Origin of the sequence: Streptomyces sp. NPDC014864, from assembly GCF_043081525.1 — a bacterium.
Lineage (GTDB): Bacteria > Actinomycetota > Actinomycetes > Streptomycetales > Streptomycetaceae > Streptomyces.
Genome location: NZ_JBIBWT010000013.1, coordinates 165,086 through 190,091 on the forward strand (window position 1 = coordinate 165,086; position 25,006 = coordinate 190,091).

Annotated in this window: 21 protein-coding genes and 1 pseudogene; 9 read left to right on the forward strand and 13 right to left on the reverse strand. The window is 70.6% G+C overall.

Going from position 1 to position 25,006, the window contains the following annotated elements; all coding sequences use genetic code 11:
- Positions 1 to 136: 136 nt before the first annotated feature.
- The 3 genes from ACF1A5_RS23570 to ACF1A5_RS23580 form a co-directional block, all read right to left on the reverse strand.
- The gene (locus ACF1A5_RS23570) at positions 137 to 1,372 is read right to left on the reverse strand and encodes an MAB_1171c family putative transporter (RefSeq protein ID WP_392194832.1); all 1,236 of its coding nucleotides are present in this window, start codon (positions 1,370 to 1,372) and stop codon (positions 137 to 139) included.
- Positions 1,373 to 1,374: 2 nt separating this feature from the next.
- A complete protein-coding gene (locus ACF1A5_RS23575; protein ID WP_392194833.1) occupies positions 1,375 to 1,911 on the reverse strand; it encodes an ImmA/IrrE family metallo-endopeptidase in 537 nt (178 codons plus the stop codon).
- 74 nt (positions 1,912 to 1,985) lie between these two features.
- Positions 1,986 to 2,426: a helix-turn-helix domain-containing protein gene (locus tag ACF1A5_RS23580; RefSeq protein ID WP_392194834.1), complete on the reverse strand. Its 441-nt coding sequence runs from the start codon at positions 2,424 to 2,426 to the stop codon at positions 1,986 to 1,988.
- A gap of 305 nt (positions 2,427 to 2,731) precedes the next feature.
- Between ACF1A5_RS23580 and ACF1A5_RS23585 the strand changes: the two genes are divergently transcribed.
- Positions 2,732 to 3,628 (forward strand): LysR family transcriptional regulator, encoded by an 897-nt coding sequence (locus tag ACF1A5_RS23585; RefSeq protein WP_392194835.1) that lies wholly within the window; start codon positions 2,732 to 2,734, stop codon positions 3,626 to 3,628.
- A gap of 75 nt (positions 3,629 to 3,703) precedes the next feature.
- Here ACF1A5_RS23585 and ACF1A5_RS23590 read toward each other — a convergent pair whose 3' ends face one another.
- The 8 genes from ACF1A5_RS23590 to hutH form a co-directional block, all read right to left on the reverse strand.
- Entirely contained in the window at positions 3,704 to 4,039 is a 336-nt protein-coding gene (locus ACF1A5_RS23590) for an ArsR/SmtB family transcription factor (RefSeq protein ID WP_392194836.1), read from the reverse strand.
- Between the two features lie 140 nt (positions 4,040 to 4,179).
- Complete coding sequence (locus ACF1A5_RS23595; RefSeq protein WP_392194837.1) at positions 4,180 to 5,370, reverse strand: prephenate dehydrogenase; 1,191 nt, start codon at positions 5,368 to 5,370, stop codon at positions 4,180 to 4,182.
- 189 nt (positions 5,371 to 5,559) lie between these two features.
- A complete protein-coding gene (gene asnB / locus ACF1A5_RS23600; RefSeq protein WP_392194838.1) occupies positions 5,560 to 7,386 on the reverse strand; it encodes an asparagine synthase (glutamine-hydrolyzing) in 1,827 nt (608 codons plus the stop codon).
- Positions 7,387 to 7,482: 96 nt separating this feature from the next.
- Positions 7,483 to 7,950, reverse strand: a complete 468-nt coding sequence (locus tag ACF1A5_RS23605) for a hypothetical protein (protein WP_392194839.1) — start codon at positions 7,948 to 7,950, stop codon at positions 7,483 to 7,485.
- Entirely contained in the window at positions 7,951 to 9,243 is a 1,293-nt protein-coding gene (locus tag ACF1A5_RS23610; protein WP_392194840.1) for an MFS transporter, read from the reverse strand.
- A gap of 25 nt (positions 9,244 to 9,268) precedes the next feature.
- Positions 9,269 to 10,255 carry an LLM class F420-dependent oxidoreductase gene (locus ACF1A5_RS23615; RefSeq protein ID WP_392194841.1) on the reverse strand — a complete coding sequence of 329 codons (987 nt, stop codon included), beginning with the start codon at positions 10,253 to 10,255 and terminating at the stop codon, positions 9,269 to 9,271.
- 75 nt (positions 10,256 to 10,330) lie between these two features.
- Positions 10,331 to 11,764 (reverse strand): phenylacetate--CoA ligase family protein, encoded by a 1,434-nt coding sequence (locus ACF1A5_RS23620; RefSeq protein WP_392194842.1) that lies wholly within the window; start codon positions 11,762 to 11,764, stop codon positions 10,331 to 10,333.
- Positions 11,765 to 11,864: 100 nt separating this feature from the next.
- Positions 11,865 to 13,463 (reverse strand): histidine ammonia-lyase, encoded by a 1,599-nt coding sequence (gene hutH, locus ACF1A5_RS23625; RefSeq protein WP_392194843.1) that lies wholly within the window; start codon positions 13,461 to 13,463, stop codon positions 11,865 to 11,867.
- A 210-nt stretch (positions 13,464 to 13,673) separates the two neighbouring features.
- On the opposite strand from hutH, the gene ACF1A5_RS23630 reads away from it, so the two are divergent.
- From ACF1A5_RS23630 to ACF1A5_RS23665, 8 genes and pseudogenes are all read left to right on the forward strand, one after another.
- Complete coding sequence (locus ACF1A5_RS23630; RefSeq protein ID WP_392194844.1) at positions 13,674 to 15,092, forward strand: class II 3-deoxy-7-phosphoheptulonate synthase; 1,419 nt, start codon at positions 13,674 to 13,676, stop codon at positions 15,090 to 15,092.
- A complete protein-coding gene (locus tag ACF1A5_RS23635; protein ID WP_392194845.1) occupies positions 15,089 to 15,730 on the forward strand; it encodes a hypothetical protein in 642 nt (213 codons plus the stop codon). Before ACF1A5_RS23630 ends, ACF1A5_RS23635 begins: the two co-directional genes overlap by 4 nt.
- Complete coding sequence (locus tag ACF1A5_RS23640) at positions 15,717 to 17,420, forward strand: GH3 auxin-responsive promoter family protein (RefSeq protein ID WP_392194846.1); 1,704 nt, start codon at positions 15,717 to 15,719, stop codon at positions 17,418 to 17,420. The genes ACF1A5_RS23635 and ACF1A5_RS23640 overlap by 14 nt, the downstream gene beginning before the upstream one ends.
- Positions 17,417 to 18,274 carry a class I SAM-dependent methyltransferase gene (locus ACF1A5_RS23645; RefSeq protein ID WP_392194847.1) on the forward strand — a complete coding sequence of 286 codons (858 nt, stop codon included), beginning with the start codon at positions 17,417 to 17,419 and terminating at the stop codon, positions 18,272 to 18,274. The genes ACF1A5_RS23640 and ACF1A5_RS23645 overlap by 4 nt, the downstream gene beginning before the upstream one ends.
- The gene (locus ACF1A5_RS23650) at positions 18,275 to 19,450 is read left to right on the forward strand and encodes a hypothetical protein (protein ID WP_392194848.1); all 1,176 of its coding nucleotides are present in this window, start codon (positions 18,275 to 18,277) and stop codon (positions 19,448 to 19,450) included.
- Positions 19,447 to 20,235, forward strand: coding sequence for a DUF6182 family protein (locus ACF1A5_RS23655; RefSeq protein WP_392194849.1), 789 nt, complete (start codon positions 19,447 to 19,449; stop codon positions 20,233 to 20,235). Before ACF1A5_RS23650 ends, ACF1A5_RS23655 begins: the two co-directional genes overlap by 4 nt.
- On the forward strand, positions 20,232 to 21,416 hold the full coding sequence (gene aroC / locus ACF1A5_RS23660) for a chorismate synthase (RefSeq protein WP_392194850.1): 1,185 nt from the start codon (positions 20,232 to 20,234) through the stop codon (positions 21,414 to 21,416). Before ACF1A5_RS23655 ends, aroC begins: the two co-directional genes overlap by 4 nt.
- Before the next feature lie 5 nt (positions 21,417 to 21,421).
- Positions 21,422 to 21,580, forward strand: a pseudogene (locus ACF1A5_RS23665) (shikimate kinase); the annotation flags it as partial.
- A gap of 324 nt (positions 21,581 to 21,904) precedes the next feature.
- On the opposite strand, the gene ACF1A5_RS23670 reads toward ACF1A5_RS23665, so the two are convergent.
- Together ACF1A5_RS23670 and ACF1A5_RS23675 are read right to left on the reverse strand one after the other, a co-directional pair.
- On the reverse strand, positions 21,905 to 23,761 hold the full coding sequence (locus ACF1A5_RS23670) for a trypsin-like serine protease (RefSeq protein WP_392194851.1): 1,857 nt from the start codon (positions 23,759 to 23,761) through the stop codon (positions 21,905 to 21,907).
- A gap of 133 nt (positions 23,762 to 23,894) precedes the next feature.
- The gene (locus ACF1A5_RS23675) at positions 23,895 to 24,935 is read right to left on the reverse strand and encodes a helix-turn-helix domain-containing protein (protein ID WP_392194852.1); all 1,041 of its coding nucleotides are present in this window, start codon (positions 24,933 to 24,935) and stop codon (positions 23,895 to 23,897) included.
- Between the last annotated feature and the right edge of the window lie 71 nt (positions 24,936 to 25,006).

A 25,006-nucleotide genomic window follows, 5' to 3' on the forward strand; every position in this document is an offset into this window, starting at 1 on the left:
ACAGGTCACGACGTGCGGAAACCAGACGTAGACCAGTCCAGGCCGAGATCCACCGGAGCAGGGTGCTGAAGAGGCGCTGAGGGAGCCGCAGGCCCGTCTCACCGGGACGGGCGGTCAACGGCGTTCCATGGCTTGATCAGCGTCCGCCAGTCGTCGTCCGCGTTTCAGAGCCGGTTCCCGGCACCTGACCGACGGCGGAATCATTACCTGGGGCCTCATGGACAACCAGGCAGCGGTTGAACACCTCCGACAACTTCACTATCCAGGTCAGCTCCTCCTGGAAACTCATCCTTGGCGGTCCGTCGATCATCACGTCGCCTTGGCCTCGACCTCCGGTCTCATAGCTCTCCAGGGCGGACGCCAGCTGGGCTGCCTGCACCGCTGCCAGCAGATCATTGCCGCTCAGCCCGGCCGCGCATCCCTGTTCCAGCGCTCTGCGAGCCACGCCGGGGGCTACGCGGTGCCGCACGGCCAGAATCCCGTCCCGGATTTCGATGACACGCCGATAGAGCTTGAATTCCACACTCCAAAGCACCAGGACCCTGCCCATAAGGCTGTTGTCGGGTTGCAGCGCCACCTCCGGCACGGCCCGGTGCACTGCACGCCACAACGGGTAGAGCGCGCGATACTGCTGATACTTCCTCAGGCTGCCAGAGACACGCCCTATCCGGGGTCCCCATTCCGGTAGGGTCCACCCGATGATTTTGCACAGTGCACCGGCATCTCCCACGGTCCACACCAGGTCCTCCCAGGGCACCGGTGACAGATGGCGGTACTCGACACAAGCGTCGACAATACCGATCCCGGTGTACGAAAGGGTCAGTACGGCGCCTGTGGCCGCTACCACGAGGCCCCTGCGCAACCAGTGATGCGACGCCCTCGCATAACGCAGACAGAGGACGGCCACTTCTATTTCCACAACGGCGTAGACCGCGTTGTAGACCAGCGAGCACGCCAGTCGATACGGCCGCCCGGCCTCCAGGGCGGCGGTCGACAGATGACTGCCGACCACGCTGAGCAGGAACAGACCGAACATCCCGACGGCGGCGATGGCGACGTGTACGAAGCGTCTGGCCAACCGTTTCCGGGCCCCTGACGGCGGCTCCATCCAGTACGCGAGCAGGACCTGCTGCCCCAGCGCGAAGGACATCACGCAGGTCTGCAGCGCCAGCGGCGCCAGCCCCGGTATCCCGGACCAGCGATTGAGCTCGCCCCATATCGCCGGAAGCGACACCGTGAAGCTGAGGGCCGAGGCTCCGAGGACGAAGCACAGCGCGCGCAGGGCCACCTCGTCCGGCGCTCGCGACAGCGTCCTGATCTTGAAGAAGAACGCAGCCCAGGCGGCTGCCGCGCACAGCGGGTGCAGGGACATCGTCAGGAGGTGAGATCGACCGGCCGACGGCACAGCGACCGGTCGAGTCTGCCCAGCACCTCGGCGGCTTCCGGCGGTGCGTTGTGGACCGGCTCGGACACCGGGTGGCTGAGCCGCTGGAGCAGGAGGGATGCGAATATCTCCGCCTCCTGTTCCTCGGCGTTCGCGTAGTGCCTGCGGTGCAGGACCTGCCCCACAACACCCGGTTCGAGCGCGGGCAGCAGCGTGTGCAGGGAGTCGGCGTCCCACGGATCGGCCGCGCGCCCGTGGCGGCACAGCATGTGGCCCAGTTCATGGGCGATGATGTGTTCCTGATGGAAAGGGCTGGTTCGTTCCTCGAAGAATATGTAGTCCGTCTTCGCTGTGGACAGCCACAGGCCGTAAGGCCCTTCCGGCGCCAGCGGGACAGCCTCCAGGTGAATGAGTCGACCCCGTTGCTCCGCCACACGCCGACACAGGGCGCGAACATCGAAAGAGGCCGGAACATCGAGGGCCTCAACCAGAGCTTTGCAGCGCCCGTACGTCCTTCTCAGCTTCACTCACTCCCCCTAGCGAGCTGGCCACAGCGGACCGATTGACCAGCCGTTTGATCGGCGTAGGTGCCGGCTACAGGCTATCCGAGGTCCGGATCACCGTTCGGCAGGCCTTCCAACTCCCGCACACGGTCAATGACCTCCCGGATCGAGGCGAGACTCCTGGGCGAGACTCCGGCGGCCCTCAGAGCCACCTCCTTGACCCCGGTGTCCCGCAGCGCCGTGAGCAAAGCCAGTTCGGCATTGACGTCCGAGGTCACCGAATCGTCGAAGAAGTAGGCCGGCGGCACCCCGAAGAACCGGGCCAGCGCCGTGAGATGCCGCAGTGTCGGATTGTCGCGCTGCCCCTTGCGCAGCAGCCAAATGTAGCTGCCCGAGATCGGCACGCCGCTGTCGGTAATCGTCTTGGCGACCTCTTCGACGCTGTAGGGGCCACGCCCGGCAGGGACCACCGTCTGGAACAGGTGACCCAACTTGTCGGCCAGGGTCTGCGGAGGCGGCGGTGCGCTGCTGCCGTCCAAATGCGATACCTCCTGTGCACAAGACTCCTGCCATCCGAGCCTCCCACACTGGTGTTGGCGGGTCAAGGCGCTTGATTATTACCCCCGTTGACAGAACTTCAGGGGTCCACTTAACGTCTCCGTGAATGCGTCAACTGATGTTCCAGCAACCCTCCATAGATGGCATCGCCAGTTGACGACCTGACCGACCGTCATCTCACCCCACAGGCAGCGTCGCCCACAGCCGGCACTCCGGCCCGCCCGAAGGCGGAGACCGGCTCCTCAGTCATGCCTGGCCGCGCCAACCCCTCCCCTTGGAGACACCCTTGCGTCGCGATCTCGACATCAGACTGCTACGCACTCTGGTGACCATCGTGGAAACCGGCGGCTTCCGCCGCGCAGCAGACACCCTGAACATGTCGCAGCCCGCCGTGAGCCAGCACGTGCGAAGACTCGAGGGGCTCATCGGGGGATCGGTCTTCCAGGAGACGGGCCGCTCCATGCGACTGAGCAGCGGTGGAGAGGAACTGCTCCAGTACGCCCGCCGGATGGTCCGTCTGAACGACGAACTCGTCATCCGACTGGCCGGTGGCCGGTCGGGGCATCGTGTCGCCATCGGCGTGTGCGACACCCTGTCCTGGGCCCTGCCGGGCCTGCTGTCCCGGATTTCCGAGCAGCGTCCGCAGTCGACGCTCACCGTGCGCACCGGTGACACCGACTGGCTCGCCGAGCAGGTCGCCACGGGCACGCTCGACGCGGCGCTCCTGCTGAACGCGCCGGACAGCACGCGAGACCGCTGCGTCGGGCACCTGGCCTGTGCCTGGTTCGGGCAGCCTGCTCTGCTCGCCGAGGAATCCCTGCCCATCGCGACGGTGAGTGAGCCCTACCGGCTGCGCCGGATGACCGAGGAGCTGCTGGAAGCCGTGGACAGGCCGTGGAGGGTCACCTACGAAGGCGTCGGACTCGAGGGAGTGGCCGCGGCGAACAGGTCTGGTCTGGGAGTGAGCCTGCTCTTCGCCGGCGCCGAGGCCGTATGGGGGCTGCGCCCTCTCTTACCGGCTTCGCTCGCCGACCCGGACCGGTCGCTTCCCGTGACGTTGCGGGTCGCCGCCCACCTCGGTGAGGCGCTGGTCTGTTCCCTGCTGCGGGCCCTGTCGGACGCGCTGCACGACCTGCCCGTCGAGTTCCGGGTGATGGAGGCGGTGATCGGGGACGTGCTGTAACTCACGCCGCGCTCCGCGGCCTGAGGAGCCGCCGCATCGGGAGCACGGACGTCTCGGAAGCGCCCCGGACGGCTCCTACCCGCCGGTGGTCGGCGTGGCGGGGGCCGGGTCGGCCAGGCAGCGGAACACGACGTCGAACAGTCCGGGGAAGCGGGCCTCGAGGTCGTCCAGCCGCAGTGAGATGAATCTCCAGGTGCCGTCGACCCTGGTGTGGGTGATCCCCGCTTCCCTGAGCACCTTGAAGTGGTGGGAGAGCGTCGACTTCGCCAGTTGCGTGTTGAGCTTGCTGCAGTTGCGTTCCTGGCCGTTGGCCAGGTCCCGGACGATGTGCAGCCTCGCCGGGTCGCTGAGCGCGTGGAAGACGGCGGCGAGCTGGATGTCCTCGCGGGCGGGCTCGCTGAGAGAGCGCAACAGGGACTCCGTGGTTCGCTTGTTTGGTGATCGTTGAACTTCTACTGTACCTGCCGCCGGTGGGCGGAGGTACGGTCGGATGTGGCGGCCGCCGTCCGGAACGAAAAGCGCCCAGGGCCCTCCGGCGGGCGGCCGGCCCGTCACACCGTGCGGCCGCCGTTGAGGGCCGGCTCACGGACCGTCGGCTCGTCGTCGGGCGACGCGCCGCGCACCGGGCCGAGCGGCCGGCTCCGCCGCGTTTCGACGCGGACCGCCCATCCCTCGTCCTTCATCCGGCGCGCCAGGTCCAGGGCCTGGTGGGGCGGCACGGCGAAAACGGCGCGGCCCCCCGTCTCGTCGGCGCCGTAGTCCACCGCCGCCCGAGTCGTGTCGCCGGTCAACTGCTCGGCCACGGCCAGTATGTCGGCCAGGGCTCCGGACTCGTCGGGGAAGGCCACGCACACGGTGACCGTACCGGGCCCGGCGCCGGCCTGTGTGTCCGTCACCCGGGCCCGTCCGGCGACACCCCGGGCGAGCAGGTCGGTCAGCACCGCCCTGTCCCCGGCGAGCGCGCCCTCCCGGTCCGGACTCAGGTCGCGGAGGATTCCTATGACCTGTGAGAGGTCGGCCCTGACCAGGTCCAGGACGTCCGCCACGTCCGCCGCGTTCTGGTGGAGGATGTCCGCCCAAAGGCCGGGGTCCCCGGCCGCGATCCGGGTCACGTCCCGTAGCCCCGTACCGGCAAGCCGTACGGCCACGTCGGGGGCGGCCACCAGCCGCGCCGCCATCAGGGCGGCCAGCACATGCGGCACATGGGACGTCAGCGCGACGACCTGGTCATGGAGCCCGCTGTCCATCACCATGGGCACCGCCCCGCACGTGGAGACCATGCTCAGGGTCCGGTTGAGCGTCTCGCCCCCGGTATGCGGCGAGGGGGTGAGCACCCACGTCCGGTCCTGAAACAGGTCGGCCCGCGCGCCGAGCGGCCCGGAGCACTCCCGGCCCGCCAGCGGGTGGCCCCCTATGAAGGTGGAGGTGTCCACGCCGAGCTTCGCGAAATCCCGTTCGGTGGCCCGCTTGACGCCGGCGACGTCGGTGTAGCTGTGCGCCAGCCGCTGCCGTTGCCGCTCGGCCAGGACCGGGCCCACCAGGCCCGGCGGCACGGCCAGCACGGCCAGGTCGACCGGCTCCCCGGGCGCCGCCGACGTCCCGGCCCCCAGGGAGGCGGCCGTCCGGACCGCCACGGCGTCGGTGTCCACCAGGTGCACGTGGACACCGGCCCGGGTGAGGGCGAGCGCCACCGACGTGCCGATCAGGCCGGTCCCGACCACGGCCGCGGTCCGCAGGATCACCGCGCGCTCCCCGCGACCGGGGCGCGGCCGGCTGCCCACCGCGGCACCACGGGCAGCGGTGGCCGGGTCCGGTGGAAGGTGCCCCGGGCAGACGCCGTCAGCTGTCGATTTCCGGCCATGTGCCGTTCCTTTCCGAACAGTCGGGTGGTACCCGCGTGGCCGGCGCGCCTCGCCGGGAGGGCCGCGCCGTCAGAAGACGACATCGACCCGGTAGCGCCGCAGCCACGCGTCGAGCTGGAGGATGCGGGGCAGCATCGGCGGCGGGCTGAAGGAACCCGAGCCGCTCTCGGTAGCGCGCACCATGCCCGCGACGGCATCTGTGTCGACCAGCGCGAGAACCGGCGAGGACCGGTCGGCCAGCAGCGCGCGGGCCCGCTCCCGGGTCGCCGCCAGATAGGCGGAGCCGACACCCGACGGGAAGGCGCTCTTGGGCCGGTCGACGATGGCGTCGGGCACCAGTCCCCGGGCAGCCCGGCGCAGGACGCTCTTCTGGACACCGTCGGCCGTGTGCAGGGACCAGGGAATGTTCCAGGCGTACTCGACGAGGCGGTGGTCGCAGAAGGGCACGCGTACCTCCAGGCCCACCGCCATGCTCATGCGGTCCTTGCGGTCCAGCAGGAACGGCAGGAACCGGGTGAGGTTCAGGTAGAACACCTCGCGCATACGCCTCTGGACGCCCTCTTCGCCCGGGAGCGTGGGCGCCTGCCGGACCGCTTCCGCGTAACGGTCGGCCGCGTAGGCGTTGAGGTCCAGCTTGCCGCGCAGGTCCGGAGCCAGTACGGCGTTGCGGTCGCCCGCCCCGGCGGCCCACGGAAACGATGCGGTGGGCCGGGCGGCTTCGGCCGCGTACCACGGGTAGCCGCCGAACACCTCGTCGGCCGCCTCGCCGGACAGCGCCACGGTGGAGTGCTTGCGCACCTCCCGGAAGAGCATGAGCAGCGAGGCGTCCAGGTCGCCGATGCCCGGCAGGTCGCGGGCCGTGATCGCCTCATCCTGGCAGCCGTACAGCTCCCCGGCGTCCAGCACGATCTCCTGGTGCGAGCTGCCGATGTGCTGTGCGGCGGCTTTCGCGAACGGCGCATCGGGGCTGGAGTGCAGCGCGTCGGCGGTGAAGCCCTGCTCGTGGTGGACGAAGTCCACGGAGAAGGTGGAGACCGTTCCACGCCCCTGGGCCGTGAGGTGCCGCGCCGCGAGCGCCGTCACCACGCTGGAGTCCAGACCGCCGGAGAGGAGGCTGCACAGGGGAACGTCGGTCACCAGCTGGCGATCGACGATGTCGGAGAGCAAGTCCCGTACGGTGGCGACCGTGGTGTCCAGGTCGTCCTCGTGCGGCCGCGCCTCCAACTGCCAGTAGGTCTCGACGCGGGCGCCGTCGCGGCCGCAGCGGACGACGGTTCCGGGTGCGACCTCGCGCAGGTCGCGGTAGACGGCGTCGCCCGGCCGCTTGGCGGCCATCACGAACAGGTCGGCCAGCCCGTCGAGGTCGATGCGCGGAGCGAACAGCGGGTTCGCGAGGATCGCCTTGGGCTCGGAGCCGAAGAGCACGGCGGAGCCGCGGACGGCGTAGTACAGCGGCTTGACGCCGAGGCGGTCGCGGACGAGAACCAGTTCCTGCGAGCGCTCGTCCCACACCGCGAAGGCGAACATGCCGTTGAGGCGCCGGGCCAGGTCGGGGCCCCATTCCAGATAGGCGTTCAGCACCACCTCGGTGTCCGAGCCGGTGCGGAAGGCATGGCCCCGCGCCGAGAGCTGGTCGCGCAGCTCGCGGAAGTTGTACACCTCGCCGCTGTAGCTGAGGACCACGGTGTGTTCCCCCGCCCGGGCCGTCATCGGCTGGGCGCCGCCCTCCAGGTCGATCACCGAGAGGCGGCGATGCCCGATGCCGGCCCGCGGCGAGAGCCAGGTGCCGGCGGCGTCGGGTCCACGGCACACCATGGTCCGGGTCATGGCCTCCACCGTGTCCTTCTCCTGGGTGAGGTCACGTTCCCAGTCGGCCCACCCGGCGATTCCACACATGCTTGCTCCTTGGAGATCTCTGGTTCGGTTACGCGTCGTGCGGCGACGACACGGGTGCGGCACGATCCGTGGTGCCGGTAACGCCGCCGGGCCTGTTCAGTCGCCGGCGGGGCCGTCCTCGGTCCTGCACGTCCAGCTGCAGCCGCGGTCGGCGAGTTCGTGGGACAGCGTGGCCCCCAGCTGCTCGGCGGTGCGGTAGCGGAAGTCGACGCAGAACTCACAGGGCCGCTTCAGGGTCAGTTCGACGCCTTGCTTCTGGACCCGCTCCCGGTAGTCGTAGATGCCGCAGCGCCGGACCTGAAGGTGCTTGGTCCCGTCGGCTTCCGTGGTGGTGTAGTCGGAACCGTAGACGTCGAGCATGCTCGCCAGGCCGTCGAGGAGGCTGCGTGCCTGGTCCGCGGGGTCGGGGAGCCGCTTCCTGGTCGATTCGGCCGTGATTCCGGCCATGTACTCGGTCCACTCCGGGAGCCGTTCCGCTCCCATGTACTTCTCGATCGCGGCCTGGGTCCGGAAGTAGACCCCGAGGACGAACTGGGCCTTCTCGGCGTCCGTCATGGCAGTCATTCAGCTGGCCTTTCCTTCTGGGCTCGGTTGCGGAGCGGTGGAGGGGGTGCCGACGGCCCCCGGCTCGGCTGCGTCGGCGGTGCGGGTCCTGGAGATCAGGACCAGAGGAACGACGATGAGCGTGCACAGCGCGCACAGCGCACCGATGACCAGGAAGCTGGAGCCGGCCGACAGCAGTGCGGCTGCGGCCGCGGTGCCCACCATGACGCCGACGTACTGGGAGGACGCGTTCAGTGACAGGGCCGTCCCGCGGGCACGGGGGCTCAGCTCGCTGACGAGTGTGGTCAGGGACGCCTGGCCGAAGCCGATCGCGGCCCCCCAGATACCCTGCACGACGATGGCCGCCACGAGGGAGCCGGTGGTCAGGGAGAAGATGACGACGGCGAGCGCGGCCGAGGCTCCGGCGACGGCGATCACCAGCCGGCGTCCGTACCGGTCGGCCGTCTTGCCGCCGTAGAGGTTGCCGAACACGCTGCAGAGGCCGGCCAACAGCATGGCCAGACCGGTCTGTCCCGTGGTCAGGGAATAGGTGGAGCTGTAGAACTCGCCGACGTTGGCGAACATGCCCTGCAGGCCCGCGCTCCAGAACATCGTCGAGCCGAGCACGAACAGCACCGGCTTCATCGACAGGGCGGCCTTGAACTGACCGATGTACACCTTCACCGGCCCGCCGGGCAGTTGACGGGGCGGCCGACCGCCGGGGAACCGCAGGGCGGCCCATACCAGGGCCACGGCGCCCAGCGCGCCGATGCCGAAGAAGCACCAGCGCCAGGAGGCCGCCTGGGCCACCAGAGCGCCGACCGGCACACCGATGACCGAGGAACCCATGAGCATGCCGGTGATCACGCCGATGGCGGAGCCGCGGCGCTCCGGCGGGACCCGGTCAGAGACGGCCGCGAAGACACTCGGCAGCAGCATGGCGGCACCGAGACCGGCCAGGGCGCGGAACGCCAGGGTGAGGGCGAAGCTGGAACCCACGCCGGTCAGCGCGGTGCTGACCGAGAAGACCACCAGACCGGCCAGGGCGGTGGGCTTGCGGCCCCAGCGGTCGGAGACCGGGCCGAACAGGGGTCCGACCACGGCGTACACCAGGGCGTACGCGGTCACCAGCAGGCCGCCCGAGTGGGCGGATGTGTGGGTGTCCGCGGTGATGCTGGGGATCAGGGGTGACACGACGAGCGTGTCGGACCCGACGAGCAGGGCGGCGAAGGCGCCGACGGTGAGCAGGGCCTTGGTGGGCGCGTCGAAGGACGCGGGCCGGCCGGTGCCGCCGACGGTGGCGGTGGCGGACATGATTCCTCCGTGGGGGACGGTGCGGTCAGGAGCCGGTCGGGGAGAGGGCGTGCAGCGCGGCTGTGGCGCCGGGCAGGCCCCCGCCGAACTCGGGTGGGGGGATGAGCGCGATGATCGTGGTGTCGATGCCGGCGGCCACGAAACGCTCCAGGTGCTCCCGGCACTCCTCGGGGCTGCCGTGCACGAACAGTTCGTCCAGCAGCCGGTCAGGCAGCAGTGTCTGCGCCCGGTGCCAGTCGCCCGCGAGCCAGGCCTCGCGCATGGGCCCGAGCAGGTCGGCCCGTCCCAGCCAGGAGTGGAACGCCCAGTAGGTGCGGGCCATGAGCATCGGGGTCAGCACGCGCCGCCCGATCATGCGGCCGAGCTCCCGGTCGGCGGTCGGACACACGAAGAAGCGCCCGATCAGCTCCTTGTCCGCGCCCTCGGCGCGGAACTCCTTGGCGACCCGCGGTACGTCCTCCACGGTGAGGACGTTGGTGATCGCCCCCTCGGCCTCGCGGGCGGCGAGCCGCAGCATGCCCGGCCTGAGGGCGCCGAGCATCACGCGCGGCGCCCTGGGCGGGAGCTGGGACAGGTGGAATCCCTTGATGCGGAAGGTGTCGAAGTCCCCCTGGACCAGCTCACCGCGGAACGCGGTGCGCAGGAACCGGGCGGTGTCCCGCACGTGCCGGTAGGGCTCGCGGAAGGGAATGCCGTTGATGTCCTCGACGAACGGCGGCCCGGAGGCCCCGATCCCGACGACGACCTCGGCGTCCGTCGCCTCGGCCAGGGTCGCCGCGGTCATCGCCAGGGTGGCGGGGCCGCGGGTCTGGGCCGGGATCACCGAGGTGCCGAGCCGCAGCGACGGCGACCAGGCGGCGGCGAGCGCGAGGGGGGTGAAGGCGTCCGGGCCCGCCGACTCGGCGGTCCAGACGTCCGTGTAGCCCCAGTCGGGCGCCCGTTCCAGAAGCGTCCGGTGGTCTCTGAGCGGTAACCCCGGGATCGGGATCGAGAATCCTGCGCGGTGTGTCATGGCTCTCTCCAGGCGTCTTGGCTGCCGGAGTGGCAACGGACCCTGATACTAGGCTTGATTCGCTAGTTCCACAATCTACGAACTAGCCAGCTCGGCAAGGGTCTTCTGGACGATGTCCGCGATCGGGGCAGGAAGCCGGCCCCAGTTGCGCTCCTCGTCCAGGTCCAGCACGCGGGACAGCTTCCAGCCCAGGTACTGGCCCAGCGACGCCAGCGGAGGAAGCTGCTCCACCGCCCGCACCGCCAGCCGCTTGCCGGGGAAGAGATCCGCCAGCGTGGCCGCCATCTCCTCCGCCCAGGACGGCGCCGGCGGCTCGTCGGTCGTGGTCAGGCACAGCACGTCGTCGCCGCGCAGGATCAGCATGTAGTTGAGGACGATCGGCGCGGGAGCGGTCGGCGCCCACATCCTCGCCTCGACGTCGTTCTGCCGGATCCCCCGGTCGGACAGCGGCAGGACGTCCTGCGACCGGCCCTGGGTGCGCAGCACCGGCAGCGCCAGGCCGCACGCGCAGCTGCCGGAGTCGGTCTCGACCAGGTCACCGGTGCGGTAGCGCAGCAGCGGCCGGCCGTCCAGGTCGAGGGTGGTGACGACGAGTTCGCCGCGGTCCGGGCTGCCGTCGATCAGCCGGGTCCCCGAGTCGTCCAGCAGCTCCAGGACATAGCTCTGGGTCTGCAGGTGCAGCGAGCCCTCCTCACAGCTGAGGGCGGTGGTCCCGGTCTCGGACGAGCCGTACGCGGCCACGTACGCCGTCGCGCCGGTGAGCCGCTCCAGATGGCGCAGGAAGCTCGGCCCGGTCTGCTCGGCCATCAGGAGCAGCGTCTTGAACCGCGGCACGGCCACGCCCTGGCGCCGGGCGAACTGGATCAGCTCCAGCAGCCGGGAGGGCGGCCCCACGAAGACGTTCACCTTCAGGTCCTCGGCCAGGCGCAGCACCCGGCTGTAGTCACCGGTGATGTTGTCGACCCAGGGGCGCAGCGACATCACGCCCAGGTACTCCAGCACCTTCTCGAACTGGTAGGCGGCCGGCGCGAAGGGAGCGTTGATGAGGATCATCGCCGCGTCGCCGGGGCTGACGATCCGGCCCCACATCTCGCCGATGTTGACCGTGTTGGCCACCAGGTCGTCCACGGCCTTGGGCGCGGCGATCGGGTTGCCGGTCGTCCCCGACGACTCGTAGTAGTGCACGAACTCGTTGAGCTGCCGGGTGAAGGCCCCCTGCCCCAGCTTGCTCAGCAGCGGCTTCTCCAGGAGCGGCAGGGACGGGAGGACCTCGTCGAGCGCCCGGGCGGGGTTCACCGTGCCGGCGGCCAGCGCGTCCCGCAGGTCCTGCGGCAGGACGTCGGCGTACAGCTCCGACTGCGCCGCGGCGGCCAGGGTGCGCACCAGCTTCTCGCCGTGCACGGCGCGCAGATCGGCGCGGCCGGCGTGGACATCCGCGACCAGGGAGGCGTGGCGCTCGAACCGCGCTTCCGCTTCCTTCCGGGCGCGCTCGTCCCGCATGAGCAACATGTCTTCTCCGTGGGGTTCTCTGCGGCCGCAGGGGCCGGGTAACTGGCGAGTGCCTGCCGACAGGACCGGCGACCGCGCCGGGGCAGGGTGGTGGCGTCGGTCAGTTCGCGGAGGTGACGCCCGCGGCCTCGGCGACGGCGCCCGTGCGGATCAGCTCGACGACCGCGGCGATGTCCTGGTCCATGCGCCGGTCCGAGTCCACGAAGGGCACCGCGGAGCGGACCAGTTCGTGCACCGCGCGGGTACGCGGGCTCATCTCGTCGGTGCCGCGCAGGTCCAGGGCCTGGCAGGCGGCCAGCAGGTGTATCGCCGTGACCTCCCGGGTGAGTCCCACGATGTTGCGGGCGTCGCGCGCCGCAATCGGGGCCATGCTCACCTTGTCCTGGTTGTGGGCCTCGGTGGACCGGGAGAAGACGCTGGCCGGGTTGGAGGTCTTCAGCGCCTCGGCGGTGATCGCCGAGCACGCCAACTGCATGCCCTTGAAGCCGTGGTGCAGGCCGCCCTCCCAGTTGTCGTCCTCGAAGCGGGGAATGAGGTTGGGGGTGAGCCCGTTGTTGAACTTTTCGTCCACCAGCAGCTCCAGCTGGCGGTCGAGCAAGTCCGCGATGTTCGCCACCGCGACCTTCAGGGAGTCCATCGCCTGCACCACGTGCCCGGCGTAGAAGTTGCCACCGCTGTGCACGTCGTCGGTGCCGGCGTCGAAGAGCGGGTTGTCGGTGGAGGCGTTGATCTCGGTCTCCAGCCAGCGGTCCACCCACTCCAGCGTGTCCCGCAGCACACCGTTGACGTGCGGGGCGCACCGCAGCGAGTATCGGTCCTGGATGCTGCGGCGAAGCTTGCCGTGACCCCGGCCCTCGAGCGGGTCGTTCAGGTCGACCACCTGGTTGTGCGGCAGCGACAGGCCGGACCCGTCGAGCAGCTCGGTCAGCAGGGCCGCACTGTCCCGCTGGCCCCGGTGCGGCCGCTGCTCGTGGATGAACGCGGCGTAGTGGCCGCGGTTGCCCAGCAGGGCCTCGGAGGCCAGCGCCGTGCAAATGTCCGCCGTCACGGCGAGCTGATGGGCGTCATGCGCGGCGAGCACGGCGAAGGCCGCGCTGAAGGAGGTGCCGTTGATCAGACCCAGGCCGTCCTTCGCCTCGAGCGCCACCGGTTGCAGGCCGAGCTGCGCCAGCACCTCGCCGGCCTCGTGGGTCCGGCCGCGGAAAGTGAGCTGTCCTTCGCCGATGAGGGCCGAGGCCACGTAGCACAGGGGCACCAGGTCGCCGCTGGCTCCCACGGAGCCCCGTTCGGGGATCTGCGGCAGCACGTCGTGGCGCAGGAGGTCGAGGAGACGCTCCACCACCGCTGGCTGGATGCCCGAGTTGCCGCGGGCGAGGCAGTTGGCCCGGATGAGCAGAGTGGCCCGGACGACCTCGTCGGGGGCCAGTGGGCCCGTGCCGTTGAGGTGGTAGCGGATCATGTTGCGCTGGAGCTGGGCGGCCTTGGCCGGCGCGATCTGCGTGGTGACGCTGTCACCGAAGCCGGTGGTCACACCGTAGATGGGCTGGCCGGTGGCGATGAGACGCAGTTTCAGTTCACGCGATTCATCGACGGCCTTCTGCGCGGTTTCGGAAAACAGCACTTCCTTTGCCGAATCTCGGGCAACCGACACCACGTCGGCCAAAGAGAGCGAATTTCCGTCGACCACCACGGGCGTCATGTGAAGACCCTTCTGGGAGTGGGAAGCACCTGAAGAAGCCGGTGCTCAAGAACACTGGGTCGAAGATATTGACGAATCCGCGCGGGCGCCAATCACGCTTTCTTATCGGGCCGATAAGCAGCCGAAGTCACCAACACCTCCTTTTCCGCGTACGCTGCACAACACGTATTCCCACAGAGTCTGCGGATGACCGGCGAAGGACTGAAGTTGATGAAATCTCAGGCAACCGGGACGCTCTCTTCAACCCCCCGGACCACCGGATCCGACGAGTCGCTGGAGCCTTGGCAGGGCCTGCCCGCCGAGCAGCAGCCCGCATGGCCTGACGGGGCGGAGCTCCGCCGCGTGGTGACCGAGCTGCGGACCGTGCCGCCGCTGGTCTTCGCCGGCGAGTGCGACCAGTTGCGCGACCGGCTGGCGGCGGTGGCCCGTGGCGAGGCGTTCTTGCTTCAGGGCGGTGACTGCGCCGAGACGTTCGACGGCGTCTCGGCCGACCAGGTAAGCGGCAAGCTGAAGACACTGCTGCAGATGGCCATGGTGCTCACCTACGCCGGCTCGGTGCCCGTGGTGAAGGTGGGGCGCCTAGCCGGTCAGTACGCCAAGCCCCGCTCCAGCGCCACCGAGACCCGCGAGGGGATCACCCTGCCCGTCTACCGGGGCGACGCGGTCAACGGTCTGCCCTTCACCGACGAACAGCGCCGTCCCGATCCGCGGCGGCTGATGCGGATGTACCACGCGTCCTCGGCGACGCTGAACCTGGTCCGCGCCTTCATGACCGGCGGATACGGCGGGCTGCGGCAACTGCACGCGTGGAACCGCGACTTCGTGCGCACCTCACCGGCCGGCCGGCGGTACGAGGCGCTCGCCCGGGAGATCGACCACGCGCTGAGCTTCATGGCCGCCTGCGGCAGCGAACCGGACGAACGGCTCACGAACGAGTTCTACGCCTCCCACGAGGCCCTGCTGCTGGACTACGAGGATGCCCTGACGCGCATCGACTCCCGTACCGGCGAGCGTTACGACACCTCGGCGCACATGGTCTGGATCGGCGAGCGCACCCGTCGCCTCGACGGGGCGCACATCGCCTTCGCCGCCTCCGTCCGCAATCCGGTCGGCGTGAAGCTCAGTCCCACGGCCACCCCGCAGGAGGTGGTCGATCTGGTCGAACGGCTCGACCCCGCGCGGGAACCGGGGCGGCTGACGCTGATCTCCCGGATGGGCGCCGCCAAGGTGCGCGACCGTCTGCCGGCCCTGGTGGAGAAGGTGCAGGCGACCGGGGCCCAGGTGGTCTGGGCGTGCGACCCCATGCACGGCAACACCTTCACGACGGAGTCCGGTCGCAAGACGCGCCGCTTCGACGACGTCCTGGACGAGGTGCGCGGGTTCTTCGAGGTGCACGACGGCCTGGGCAGCTACGCGGGTGGCATTCACGTGGAACTGACGGGGGAGGACGTCACCGAGTGCGTGGGCGGCGGCCACGAGATCCTCCCGGACCAGCTGGAGCTGCGCTACGAGACCGCCTGCGACCCCCGGCTGAATCGCAGCCAGGCCCTGGACCTCGCGTTCATAGTGGCGGAGGTCCACCGGGCCTCCCGGACTGGGCGGACCGCCCGCGCCGGCGGCCGGGCGTGAACGCGCACCCCGACTTCGACGTGCTCCTCGGCTCCGACCACGCCGGCAAGTCCTCCGCCATGACCGGGCTCGCCGCCTCCGGCTCCGGGGTGCGGATCGTCTCCGTCGACGACGCCTTCCTCGGGTCCGGCCACCAGCTGCTGGCGGAGCTCAGGCGCGCGCTGGTCGACGACGTGGTGCCGGGGCTCGGCCGCTCCTACTCCCCCGACTTCATGGCGGCCCTGCTGCAGACCGCGGTCGTCCATCTACGGGACCGGGTGCTGGAGAGCGAACCGACGGCGCCCGTCCTGGTCGACTCCTACTACTACAAGATCCTCGCCAAGTGTCGGCTGGCGGGAGTGGCCGAGAACCCGATGTTCGACTGGTGGCGGCGTTTCCCACAGCCCCGCCGGGTCCTCTTCCTCGACGTCCCCCCGGAACTGGCCTGGCAGCGAAGCCACGCGGGCGCCGAGGTGAACGGACTGGAGCACTACGGCGCAGCGCCTGGGCGGGCGTCGTTCGAGAGGTACCAGAGGGATCTGCGCAAACTCATGCTCGAAGAGGTCCGGCACCTGCCGGTGACCTTCCTGCCGCCCCGCACCTCGGTGGACCGCACCGTACGAGACATCACAGAGGTCATCGGACATGTACACGTCTGATTCAGCATCGGATCCGGACCGGATCGCACGCTACCGCGAGCGGGTGTTCAGCGAACGCGCCGCGCTCCGGGACGCCGCCCGGCAGCCCGCACTCCACCAGGACCGGGTGCTGCGGGAGCTACTGGAGCACAATGCCGGCACGGAATTCGGGAAGGAGCATGGATTCGCCTCGATCCGCTCCTTCGAGGAATTCCGCAAGGCCGTTCCGGTGCGTGACTACAGAGGCCTGTCGCCCTGGATCGAGAAGATGGCGGCGGGCGCGCGCAACGTTCTCACCGCCGACGACCCGGCCGTCTACTTCACGAGCAGCGGCACGACAGGCGCGCACAAGAAGATACCGGTGACTCCGTCGTTCATGCGCCGGACGTTCTTCCCCTTCTACTACGCCGCGTGGGCTCCGCTGATCGAGCACTTCCCCGAGGTACTCACCGATCGCGACGCCGTGCTGAACCTCAAGCACGACCCGTTGGCGGCCCCTCCGAACACCGGTTCGGGACGGCCCCATGTGGGTGCGAGCCAGGTAGACCTCGGTGGCACGTTCGGCGAACCGCTCGCCGCCGAGCCGGGTTCGTCGGCCACCTGGGCGACCCTTCCCGTACCGGTCGCCGCGGACAACCACCTGCACCGGATGTACCTGCGGCTGCGGTTGGCCGTGGAGAGCGACGTGCGCTGCGTCATCGGGATCAACCCGGCCATGGTCGCCGCCCTCCCCTACCAGCTGAAGCTCTGGTGGCCCCGTCTGATCAAGGAGATCAGGGACGGGACGCTGGGCGGTGTGCCCTGGGGCCGGCGGAACCACGAGCGGGCCGCCGAACTGGAACGGCTCGCCGACCACTTCGGCACCGTACGCCCCGCCCACGTCTGGCCCCGTATGAAGGCCGTCTTCTGCTGGACCACCGGCCTCGCCTCGCTGTATCTGCCGCGCCTGCGCGAGGAGTTCGGCACGGGCGTGACGGTACTGCCGGCACCGGTGGCGGCGTCGGAAGGGCCGGTGGGTGTGGCCCTGGACCGGCATGGCTCGGCCGGCAGCCTGGTCGTCACCGCCTCGGTGTACGAGTTCGTCGAAGCCGACACCGACATCTCGGAGGACGTCGAGACACTGCGGCCCGAGGACCTCGAGGCCGGCCGCGACTACCACGTCGTCTTCAGCCACATCGGCGGGCTCTTCCGCTACGCCGTGGGTGACGTCGTCCATGTCGTGGACCGCTCGGGCGGGGTGCCACGGGTCGAGTACGCGGGCCGCGGCGGCCGCTCCGACGTGGCCGGGGAGCGTCTGCTGGAGGCGCCGGTGATCCGCGCCCTGGCCCATGCCGCCACCGCCACCGGCCTGGAGCCCGGCAACGCGGCCTGCCGTGTGGCCGCCGGCCCGGACGGCGGCCACCGGTACGAGTTCGCCGTCTCGCACCGGACGCCCTGGAGCCCCGGGGAGGGCGACCGGTTCGCCGAGGCACTGGACGGCGAGCTGTGCCGACAGGCGCCCGGCTACCGCACGGCACGTGCCACGGGCCGCCTCGGTGCCGCGTGGGTGACCCGCCTGGACGGTGACGCGTTCCGGCGCGACTGGCACAACACCGTCGCGACAGGCATACGGCCCACACAGGTCAAGGACCGGCTGTTCCAGCAGGACCCCGCACAGTGGGCCCGGCTGACCGGCGGCACGGCGGACGTCACCGGAAACGAGGCGACATGACCGATCTGCTGAGCGCCGTCGAACGGACCGCGCTGCTGACCGCCGCCCTGCGGGCCGCCGAGAGCGCCCGCGAGGACCGGCTGTACCACGACCCCTACGCGGCCCGGCTCGCCGGGGACACCGGCCTCCGGCTGCTGAGCCGCGTCCGGGAGGTCACCTTCCCGTCGGACGGACGGCGCACCACGCCGAGCACGCCCGACTTCAACGCCACGCGTACCCGGTTCTTCGACGAGCACCTCCAGCAGGTGGCATGGTGCGGACACACTCCCCAGATCGTCCTCGCGCCGGCGGGCATGGACTCGCGCGCCTACCGACTGGACTGGCCGTCCGGGGCGCGGTACTTCGAACTCGACCAGCCGGCCGTGCTGTCGTACAAGAAGGAACGCATGCCGGACGCCGTACCCCGGGTCGACCACCGTTCCGTCGCTGTGGATCTGACGGCCGACGACTGGGAGGACCCGCTCCTGGCCGCGGGGTACGATCCGTCGCTTCCGTCGGCATGGCTGATCGAGGGGCTGCTGTACTACCTGCCGGGCGAGGACGTGCACCGGCTACTCGCCGGCATCGCCGCCGTCACGGCGCCGGGCAGTCACATCGCCGCCGACCTGGTCAACACCACCGCCCTGACCGCGCCCGGCACCCGCCCCCTGCTCGACGTCTTCGCCGACTGGGGGTGCCCCTGGCGCTACGGGACGGAGGAGCCGGAGCAGGTGTTCCACGAGCACGGGTTCACCGTGGAAGCCGTACAACCGGGCGACCCGGCCGCCGACTACGGCAGATGGCCGGACCCGGTGCCGCCCCGCACCGTGTCCGGGGTACCGCGGGTCTTCCTCGTCCGGGGAAGGCGGCGCTGAATGCCGGACACCATCGTCGCGGAAGACAGCACCGCCGGTCTCCGCGCACTCGCCCCGCCCGGTCCTGACCGCCGGCGCGTCCTGCTCGCCCCGGTCACCGTCACCCCGTCCAAGCCCCTCGCCCCGAGCCACCTCAAAGGGCTCTTGTGGACCGACGTGATGTACCGGGCCACCTCGGCCCTCGCCGACGTCAGTTACCGCTACAGCCCCACGACCTATCACGTCACCGAACAGACCCTCGGCTTCTGGGAGTTCCTCGACCGCACCGTCGGCGCCGCCGACTACTCGGGCATGACGGAGGTGGAGATCGGCGAGCTCTACGTCCGCTTCCGGGCCGAGGGACGGGCCGCCACGGCCGCGACGCTGCGTCCGTACGCCGAAGCGGTCGAGAGTCAGGGCTGGGTCCACCCCGCTGCCCGTCGCGTCCTGGGGCTGTGGGCGTCGCACTACCGCAGACTCGGCATGCACGATCCCGGTCTGCTGGCACACCAGCCGCCGGGCATGACGCTGCCGGAGATGATCGACCGCCTCTCCTCGCTCGGCATGTGCCTGGACCTCAGCGCCTACGGCTCCCCCGTCTTCCTGGACGCGACCCGGTACGGCCTGCCGCTGCGGCAGATCGTCGACGCCGACGGCCGGCCCAACTACCTGGCCTGTGCCCTGCGGGAGTTGCTCCCCCTGGCGCCCCTCCACGACGAAGTCGTGCTGCTGTACGACCCCGAGTTGGGGGCCGACTATCTGCTGCTGGAGCGCGTCCTGCTCCGGCTCGCAGTGAAGGTCTGCCGAGTCGCCGTCGGACGGGTTCCTGTGGAGGGCCGCATCCGCTCCGCCCGGCAGGGCGGTTGGCACGGCTACGGCGCGGGTGATCTGCTGGCTGCCGCGTACGCCGAGCACGGGGACAACGACGTCATACGGCTCGGTATGCGGCTGTATTTCATCGCCACGCTGGGACCGGGGCAAGCGCAGTCCTTCCGCCACGACACGCTGCGCCGGTGCCTCGGCCGAGCCGCACGGCTGCTGGCCGCCGCCGACGGCGACGGTGCCCCCATGACCGAGGTGCTGGCGCGCCATCGCGGTGACCGCGCCCACGTCGACCCCTACCGGCTGACGTCCGGCCTGCTGGCCCGCCACAAACCCACGCCGGGCCGGGAACTGCTGGCGGAGGTGTACCTGTGATACGCCGCCAGGAACCCGCGGCCCTCGGTCAGGAGGCGCTCCGCGACCACGCGGCCCTGCGGATCCGCCGCTCACGGCCCGGCCTCGCCGTGCCGGACACGCCCACCACGACCGACCTGCTGTCCCTCCAAGACGAGATCTCCCTGCCGCCCGACGACGAGCCGCTCCTGGCCACCGTCGTCCTGCGCGGGTTCGATGCCGCCGCCTGGGTCGCGGCGACCTGCGAGTTCGCCTCCGTGATCGAACCAGCGACCGCCCGGCGGTGGCAGCGCTCGTTCACCCGCACGGTCTTCCTGGCCGGCAATCCGGAGAACCTGCTGCATCGGTTCTCCTTCGACCACGTCTGCGCCGACCGGTCGGCCGCGTGGCTCGGCCCACTGTCCGCGGACGGATCGGCCACCCTGCGCCGGCTCCTCAAGACCTTCGACGGCCGCTGCACGGTTCCGCCCGTGCCTCCCACGACCGTCCGGATAGCAGGCGACGGACAGGGCACCGGGGCATTGCCCGTCCACCGGGACCTCTACATCGCCACGGCGGGGGTCGCCCTCGCGGACTGCCTGATCCATCTCAACCATCTGCTCGTGGAATCCGTGATCGATGGCCTGGTCGGCCCGGGCGACCGGCTGACGCTGCGGCAGGTTCCCCACCTGCTGCACGCGCCCACGCCCTTCGCGGCCCTGCGGGTCGCTCAGGACCCGAACGGCACCGACCGGTTGCGTGCATACGCCGGTCTCACGGAGGAGCCCGCGGCACCCGCTGGGGCGGAGGAGGAACAGCGACGATGACCCGGCTGCGTTGGCTGACCGCGGGTGAGTCCCACGGTCCTGCACTTGTCGCGACGCTGGAGGGCCTTCCCGCCGGCGTGCCGATCACCACGGAGATGGTGGCGGACCACCTCGCGCGGCGGCGGCTCGGCTACGGCCGCGGTGCGCGGATGAAGTTCGAGCGGGACGAGGTCACCTTCCTGGGCGGTGTCCGGCACGGGCTGACCCTGGGTTCCCCGGTCGCGATCATGGTGGGCAACACCGAGTGGCCGAAGTGGGAGCAGGTCATGGCGGCCGACCCGGTCGACCCCGAGATCCTCGACGGCCTCGCCCGCAACGCGCCGCTGACCCGTCCCCGCCCCGGCCACGCCGACCTGGCGGGCATGCAGAAGTACGGCTTCGACGAGGCGCGCCCGATCCTGGAGCGGGCCTCCGCCCGCGAGACAGCGGCCCGGGTGGCGCTGGGCGCGGTGGCCCGGTCGTACCTGAAGGAGACGGCCGGGATCGAGATCGTCAGCCATGTCGTCGAGCTGTGCTCGGTCAAGGCCCCACGTGGGGTGTACCCGACCCCGGCCGACGTGGAGAGGCTGGACGCCGACCCGCTGCGCTGCCTGGACGCGGACGCCTCCAAGGCGATGGTCGCGGAGGTCGACCAGGCCCACAAGGACGGTGACACGCTCGGTGGCGTGGTGGAGGTGCTGGCGTACGGCGGGCCGGTCGGCCTGGGTTCGCACGCGCACTGGGACCGCCGGCTGGACGCCCGGCTCGCCGGTGCCCTGATGGGTATTCAGGCGGTCAAGGGCGTGGAGGTCGGGGACGGCTTCGAGCTGGCCCGGGTGCCCGGTTCGAAGGCGCACGACGAGATCGTGGGCACGCCCGAGGGCATCCGGCGGGTTTCCGGCCGGGCGGGCGGTACCGAGGGTGGCTTGTCCACGGGTGAGCTGCTGCGGGTGCGGGCGGCGATGAAGCCGATCGCGACCGTGCCGCGCGCCCTGCGGACCGTGGACGTCACCAGCGGCGAGGCCGCCCGGGCCCACCACCAGCGTTCCGACGTCTCCGCGGTCCCGGCCGCCGGCATCGTCGCCGAGGCGATGGTGGCGCTCGTGCTCGCGGACGCGGTCGCGGAGAAGTTCGGCGGCGACAGCGTCACCGAGACCCGCCGCAACGTGCGGTCGTACCTCGACCACCTCCACATCCGATGAGCGGCCCGCTTCTCGTCCTCGTCGGCCCGATGGGGGTGGGCAAGTCCACCGTCGGACAGCGGCCGGGCGTCGGCCACCGGGACACCGACGACGACATCGTCGCCGAGCAGGGCCGCGCGATCGCCGACATCTTCGTCGAAGAGAGCGAGCCGCCCGCGCGATCGAGAAGGGCCGTCCCGGGGCAACCCAACCTGCACAAGCTGCCCTGTGCCGAAGGAGTGCCCGCAGGGCGTGGGAGTCCCCTGGGACTCTTCTGGGACTTCCGGCTGCATCAACGGGCACGAGCGTGAAACAGCCGAAAGGCCATGGGTGCAGGTCACGGCCCCAAGATCGGCCATCGCGGTAGGTCACCACGGTAGCTGGTCCCTTCCCGGGCATCTGAGGGGCGCGGGCCCCGGGGAAACGCAGCGACGCGCTGTGCCCGGCCTGGGCAGGCCGGGCACAGCGCGTGGTGATGCCGGCGGGGCGAACCCCGCTCACCCGGGGATTCAGCCCCAGATGTCGTACTGCTGGAACCCGGTGCCGACCGAGATCCTGGTGGCGAAGATGCTGCTGGACGCCTGGCCGGTGCCCTTGTACAGGTAGAGCGTGCCGCCCTTGGTGCGGGCCAGGAAGTCGGCCTTGCCGTCGCCGGTGATGTCGCCCACGGCGTCGAAGGCGTTGTAGTCGCTGGTCCAGGTGCGGACGTGGAGCCGGGTGGAGAACGCCCCGGAGCCGGCGGTGCCGGTGCCGCGGTAGAGGTAGACGTAGCCGGTGCTCGTGTTGCGGGCGATCAGGTCCGCCCTGCCGTCACCGTTGAAGTCGCCGTGCCCGCGCAGGGAGTTGTACTGGCTCCAGCCGGAGCCGACCTTGACGCGCGTGGCGAACGAGCCGTCACCCTTGCCCGGGTAGATCCACAGGTAGCCGGCGGAGTCGACCGACAGCAGGTCGGGCAGGTAGTCGCCGGTGACGTCGCCGGGGGCGACGGTGAACTTGCGGGTGCTCCAGTCGCTGAAGATCTGCTTCGTGCCCCAGCTCTGGGTGGCCGGGATGTAGTGCAGCCAGAAGACCGCCCCGTCGCTGCTGCGGCGCAGCACGAAGTCCTGGTAGCCGTCCCGGTTCAGGTCCGTCTGCAGGATCGTGTTGTAGCCCTTGAAGCTGCCCCAGGACTGGCGGGTGCCGAACGAGGTGCCCGTGGAGTCCTTCTCGTAGCCCGTGTACGTGGAGCTGTTGCGCACGAACAGGTCGGCCTTGTGGTCACCGCTGAGGTTGGTGTCGTCGATGCGCGGGTAGGCCGCGCCGACGTACGTCCGCACCTTGGTGAAGACGCTGTACGCGCCCTTGGCCACGCAGTCCTGCACACCCCAGGAGACGATGCCGACGATGCGGCCGCCCACGATCAGCGGGCCGCCGGAGTCGCCGTTGCAGGCCGAGGTGGTCCCCGAGTCGCTGCCGGTCGCCGGCTGGCCGGCGCAGACCATGTGGCCCTGGACGAAGTCGCTGCCGTAGTAGCCCGCGCACGTGGTGTCGGACTGGATGGGCAGTGTCGCCGTCTTCAGGGTCTGCGAGATGTCGTTGCTGGTGGAGCTGGTGCGGCCCCAGCCGTAGAGCTTGGCGCTCGTCCCGGCCGCGTACGACGCCGTGTCGGTCGACGTCGCCATGCGGATCGGCGTGGCGCTGATCGGGTTCGGCAGCGTCAGGACGGCGACGTCGTTGTCGATGGTGGTCGCGCTGTACGACGGGTGGTTCCACTGCCGCCAGACGCCGGAGACCGTGCCGCCGTGCAGGTCGGTGTTGCCGGAGCTGTCGGTGGTGGGCAGCTGGTCGGTGCCCGTGAGGATGGCGCCGCTCGCGTGCCAGTCGTAGCCCTTGACGCAGTGCGCGGCGGTGAGGATCTTCGTGGGCGCCACGACGGTGCCACCGCAGAAGAAGCCGACGTCGTCACCGGTGTCGCTGGTGCCCTTGTCGTCGTAGTACCACAGCTGGGCCATCCACGGCGCCGAGGTGATGCTCGTCGTGGTGCCGCCGATGATCATCGGGCTGGTCGTCGACGTGGACGAGGACCCGGACGAGGTCGACGAGGTGGACGACGTGCCCGACCCGCCCGACTTCGTGTCCTTGGTCTTCGACGCCTTCTTGAAGTCCTTGTCGGTGGCCAGCGCGCCCGAGATGCGGTCCGTCAGCTCGGTGAGCGACGCGGAGCCGGTGCTCGGCTTGACGGTGGGCGAGGCCGAGGCCGTGGCGGCGCCCGCGGAGGCGGTCAGGAGCGCGGCGGTGACGGCCACGGCGGCGCCCGCGGCGGCGACGGGCAGGACGATGCGTATCCGGCGTCTGTGACGGCCTCTGCCGGACAGGGGTGTGGTCAAGGAAGTCCCCCCATGAGACGTGACCTGGGAGGGCGCAGGGTGCGCCCTCCCTGTCTGCGCCACAGGGCTGTCTCCTGTTACTCGAGTGACGGGGGGTGGTCTGCGGGACGGCGCTTCGTGCCCTCCGCGCCGGTCACCGACCGGGAGCCGGAGCCGGCCGAGGGGCTGGTGCGAAGGGCCGCCGGCCGTCGCCGCCCGCGGCGTGGGCCAGGTCGCGGTACCGGCCGGGTGGCAGGCCCGTCGCGGTGCGGAAGGCGCGGCTGAACTCGGACGGGCCGGGATAGCCCCATCGCGCCCCGATGGCCTGCACGGGCAGGTGGCGCAGGCCCGGATCGCTCAGGTCGCGCCGGCACCGGTCCATCCGCCGGTCCCGGACGTAGGCACCCACCGAGGTCCCGTGCTCCTGGAAGATCCGGTGCAGGTAGCGCAGCGAGATCTGGTGGGCCCGGGCGATCGCGGCGGGTGTCAGCTCCGGGTGGTGCAGGTGCTGCTCGACGAAGGTCGTGACGCGCAGGAACAGCACCTCGCGCGGCGAGCGGGACGGCTCGTCGGCGTGCTCGTCGCCCAAGTGGTGGGCCAGCAGGGCGACGACCAGGTCGATCGCGGTGGAACCCAGCCGGGCAAGGTCCTGCGGGCCGCACCGGTGCCGTTCGGCGGCCAGCTCGGTCAGGAACCTGCTCATGACACGTCCGATGCCCTGGCGTCCGGACAGCGGGACCGCCAGCAGCCGGGCGAGGTCGGATTCCGCCAGGGGCAGCAACCGCCGCGGGAATTGCAGGAGCAGCGACTCCGAGCCGGACTCATCGGTCTCATCCGGCTCGACCCGCGCGTCGAAGGCACGGGAGGTGTCGTAGAAAACCATGTCGCCCGGGTGCAGGAGGGCGCGGTTGCCCGCCTGTTCCAGGCGCTGACGCCCGCTGAGGATGACGGCCACCTGGTAGTGCTCCGGGTCCGAGCGCCGGATGAGTCCGGGCGTCCGCCGGGACCGCAGCGGACCGTAGGACATGACGCTGAGGCGGCCGGCGCCCAGTGCCGTCGTGTGCAGGCGCGCCCGGAACCGCGCCACGTCCAGCAGTCTGCAGTCCGTGGTGACCAGCGCGCGGGCGGTGGTGTCCATCCACGCCGCGGCACGGTCGCGTTCGGGTAAGGCGGCGGTGTCGAAGAGCAATTCCACGAGAAAGCCCCCGTTTGTGGTGAATCGGTCCGGATGCATTCTGCTCCGGCGCCACCGCCGGGCGACAGTGC

Coding starts and splice junctions, on each gene's coding strand:
- hutH (WP_392194843.1), bottom strand. CDS start 13,463: ATGACGCCCGTGGTGGTCGACGGAAATTCGCTCTCTTTGGCCGACGTG.
- aroC (WP_392194850.1), top strand. CDS start 20,232: ATGACCCGGCTGCGTTGGCTGACCGCGGGTGAGTCCCACGGTCCTGCA.
- ACF1A5_RS23605 (WP_392194839.1), bottom strand. CDS start 7,950: ATGACTGCCATGACGGACGCCGAGAAGGCCCAGTTCGTCCTCGGGGTC.
- ACF1A5_RS23615 (WP_392194841.1), bottom strand. CDS start 10,255: ATGACACACCGCGCAGGATTCTCGATCCCGATCCCGGGGTTACCGCTC.
- ACF1A5_RS23650 (WP_392194848.1), top strand. CDS start 18,275: ATGCCGGACACCATCGTCGCGGAAGACAGCACCGCCGGTCTCCGCGCA.
- ACF1A5_RS23570 (WP_392194832.1), bottom strand. CDS start 1,372: ATGTCCCTGCACCCGCTGTGCGCGGCAGCCGCCTGGGCTGCGTTCTTC.
- ACF1A5_RS23620 (WP_392194842.1), bottom strand. CDS start 11,764: ATGTTGCTCATGCGGGACGAGCGCGCCCGGAAGGAAGCGGAAGCGCGG.
- ACF1A5_RS23640 (WP_392194846.1), top strand. CDS start 15,717: ATGTACACGTCTGATTCAGCATCGGATCCGGACCGGATCGCACGCTAC.
- ACF1A5_RS23645 (WP_392194847.1), top strand. CDS start 17,417: ATGACCGATCTGCTGAGCGCCGTCGAACGGACCGCGCTGCTGACCGCC.
- ACF1A5_RS23630 (WP_392194844.1), top strand. CDS start 13,674: ATGAAATCTCAGGCAACCGGGACGCTCTCTTCAACCCCCCGGACCACC.
- asnB (WP_392194838.1), bottom strand. CDS start 7,386: ATGTGTGGAATCGCCGGGTGGGCCGACTGGGAACGTGACCTCACCCAG.
- ACF1A5_RS23610 (WP_392194840.1), bottom strand. CDS start 9,243: ATGTCCGCCACCGCCACCGTCGGCGGCACCGGCCGGCCCGCGTCCTTC.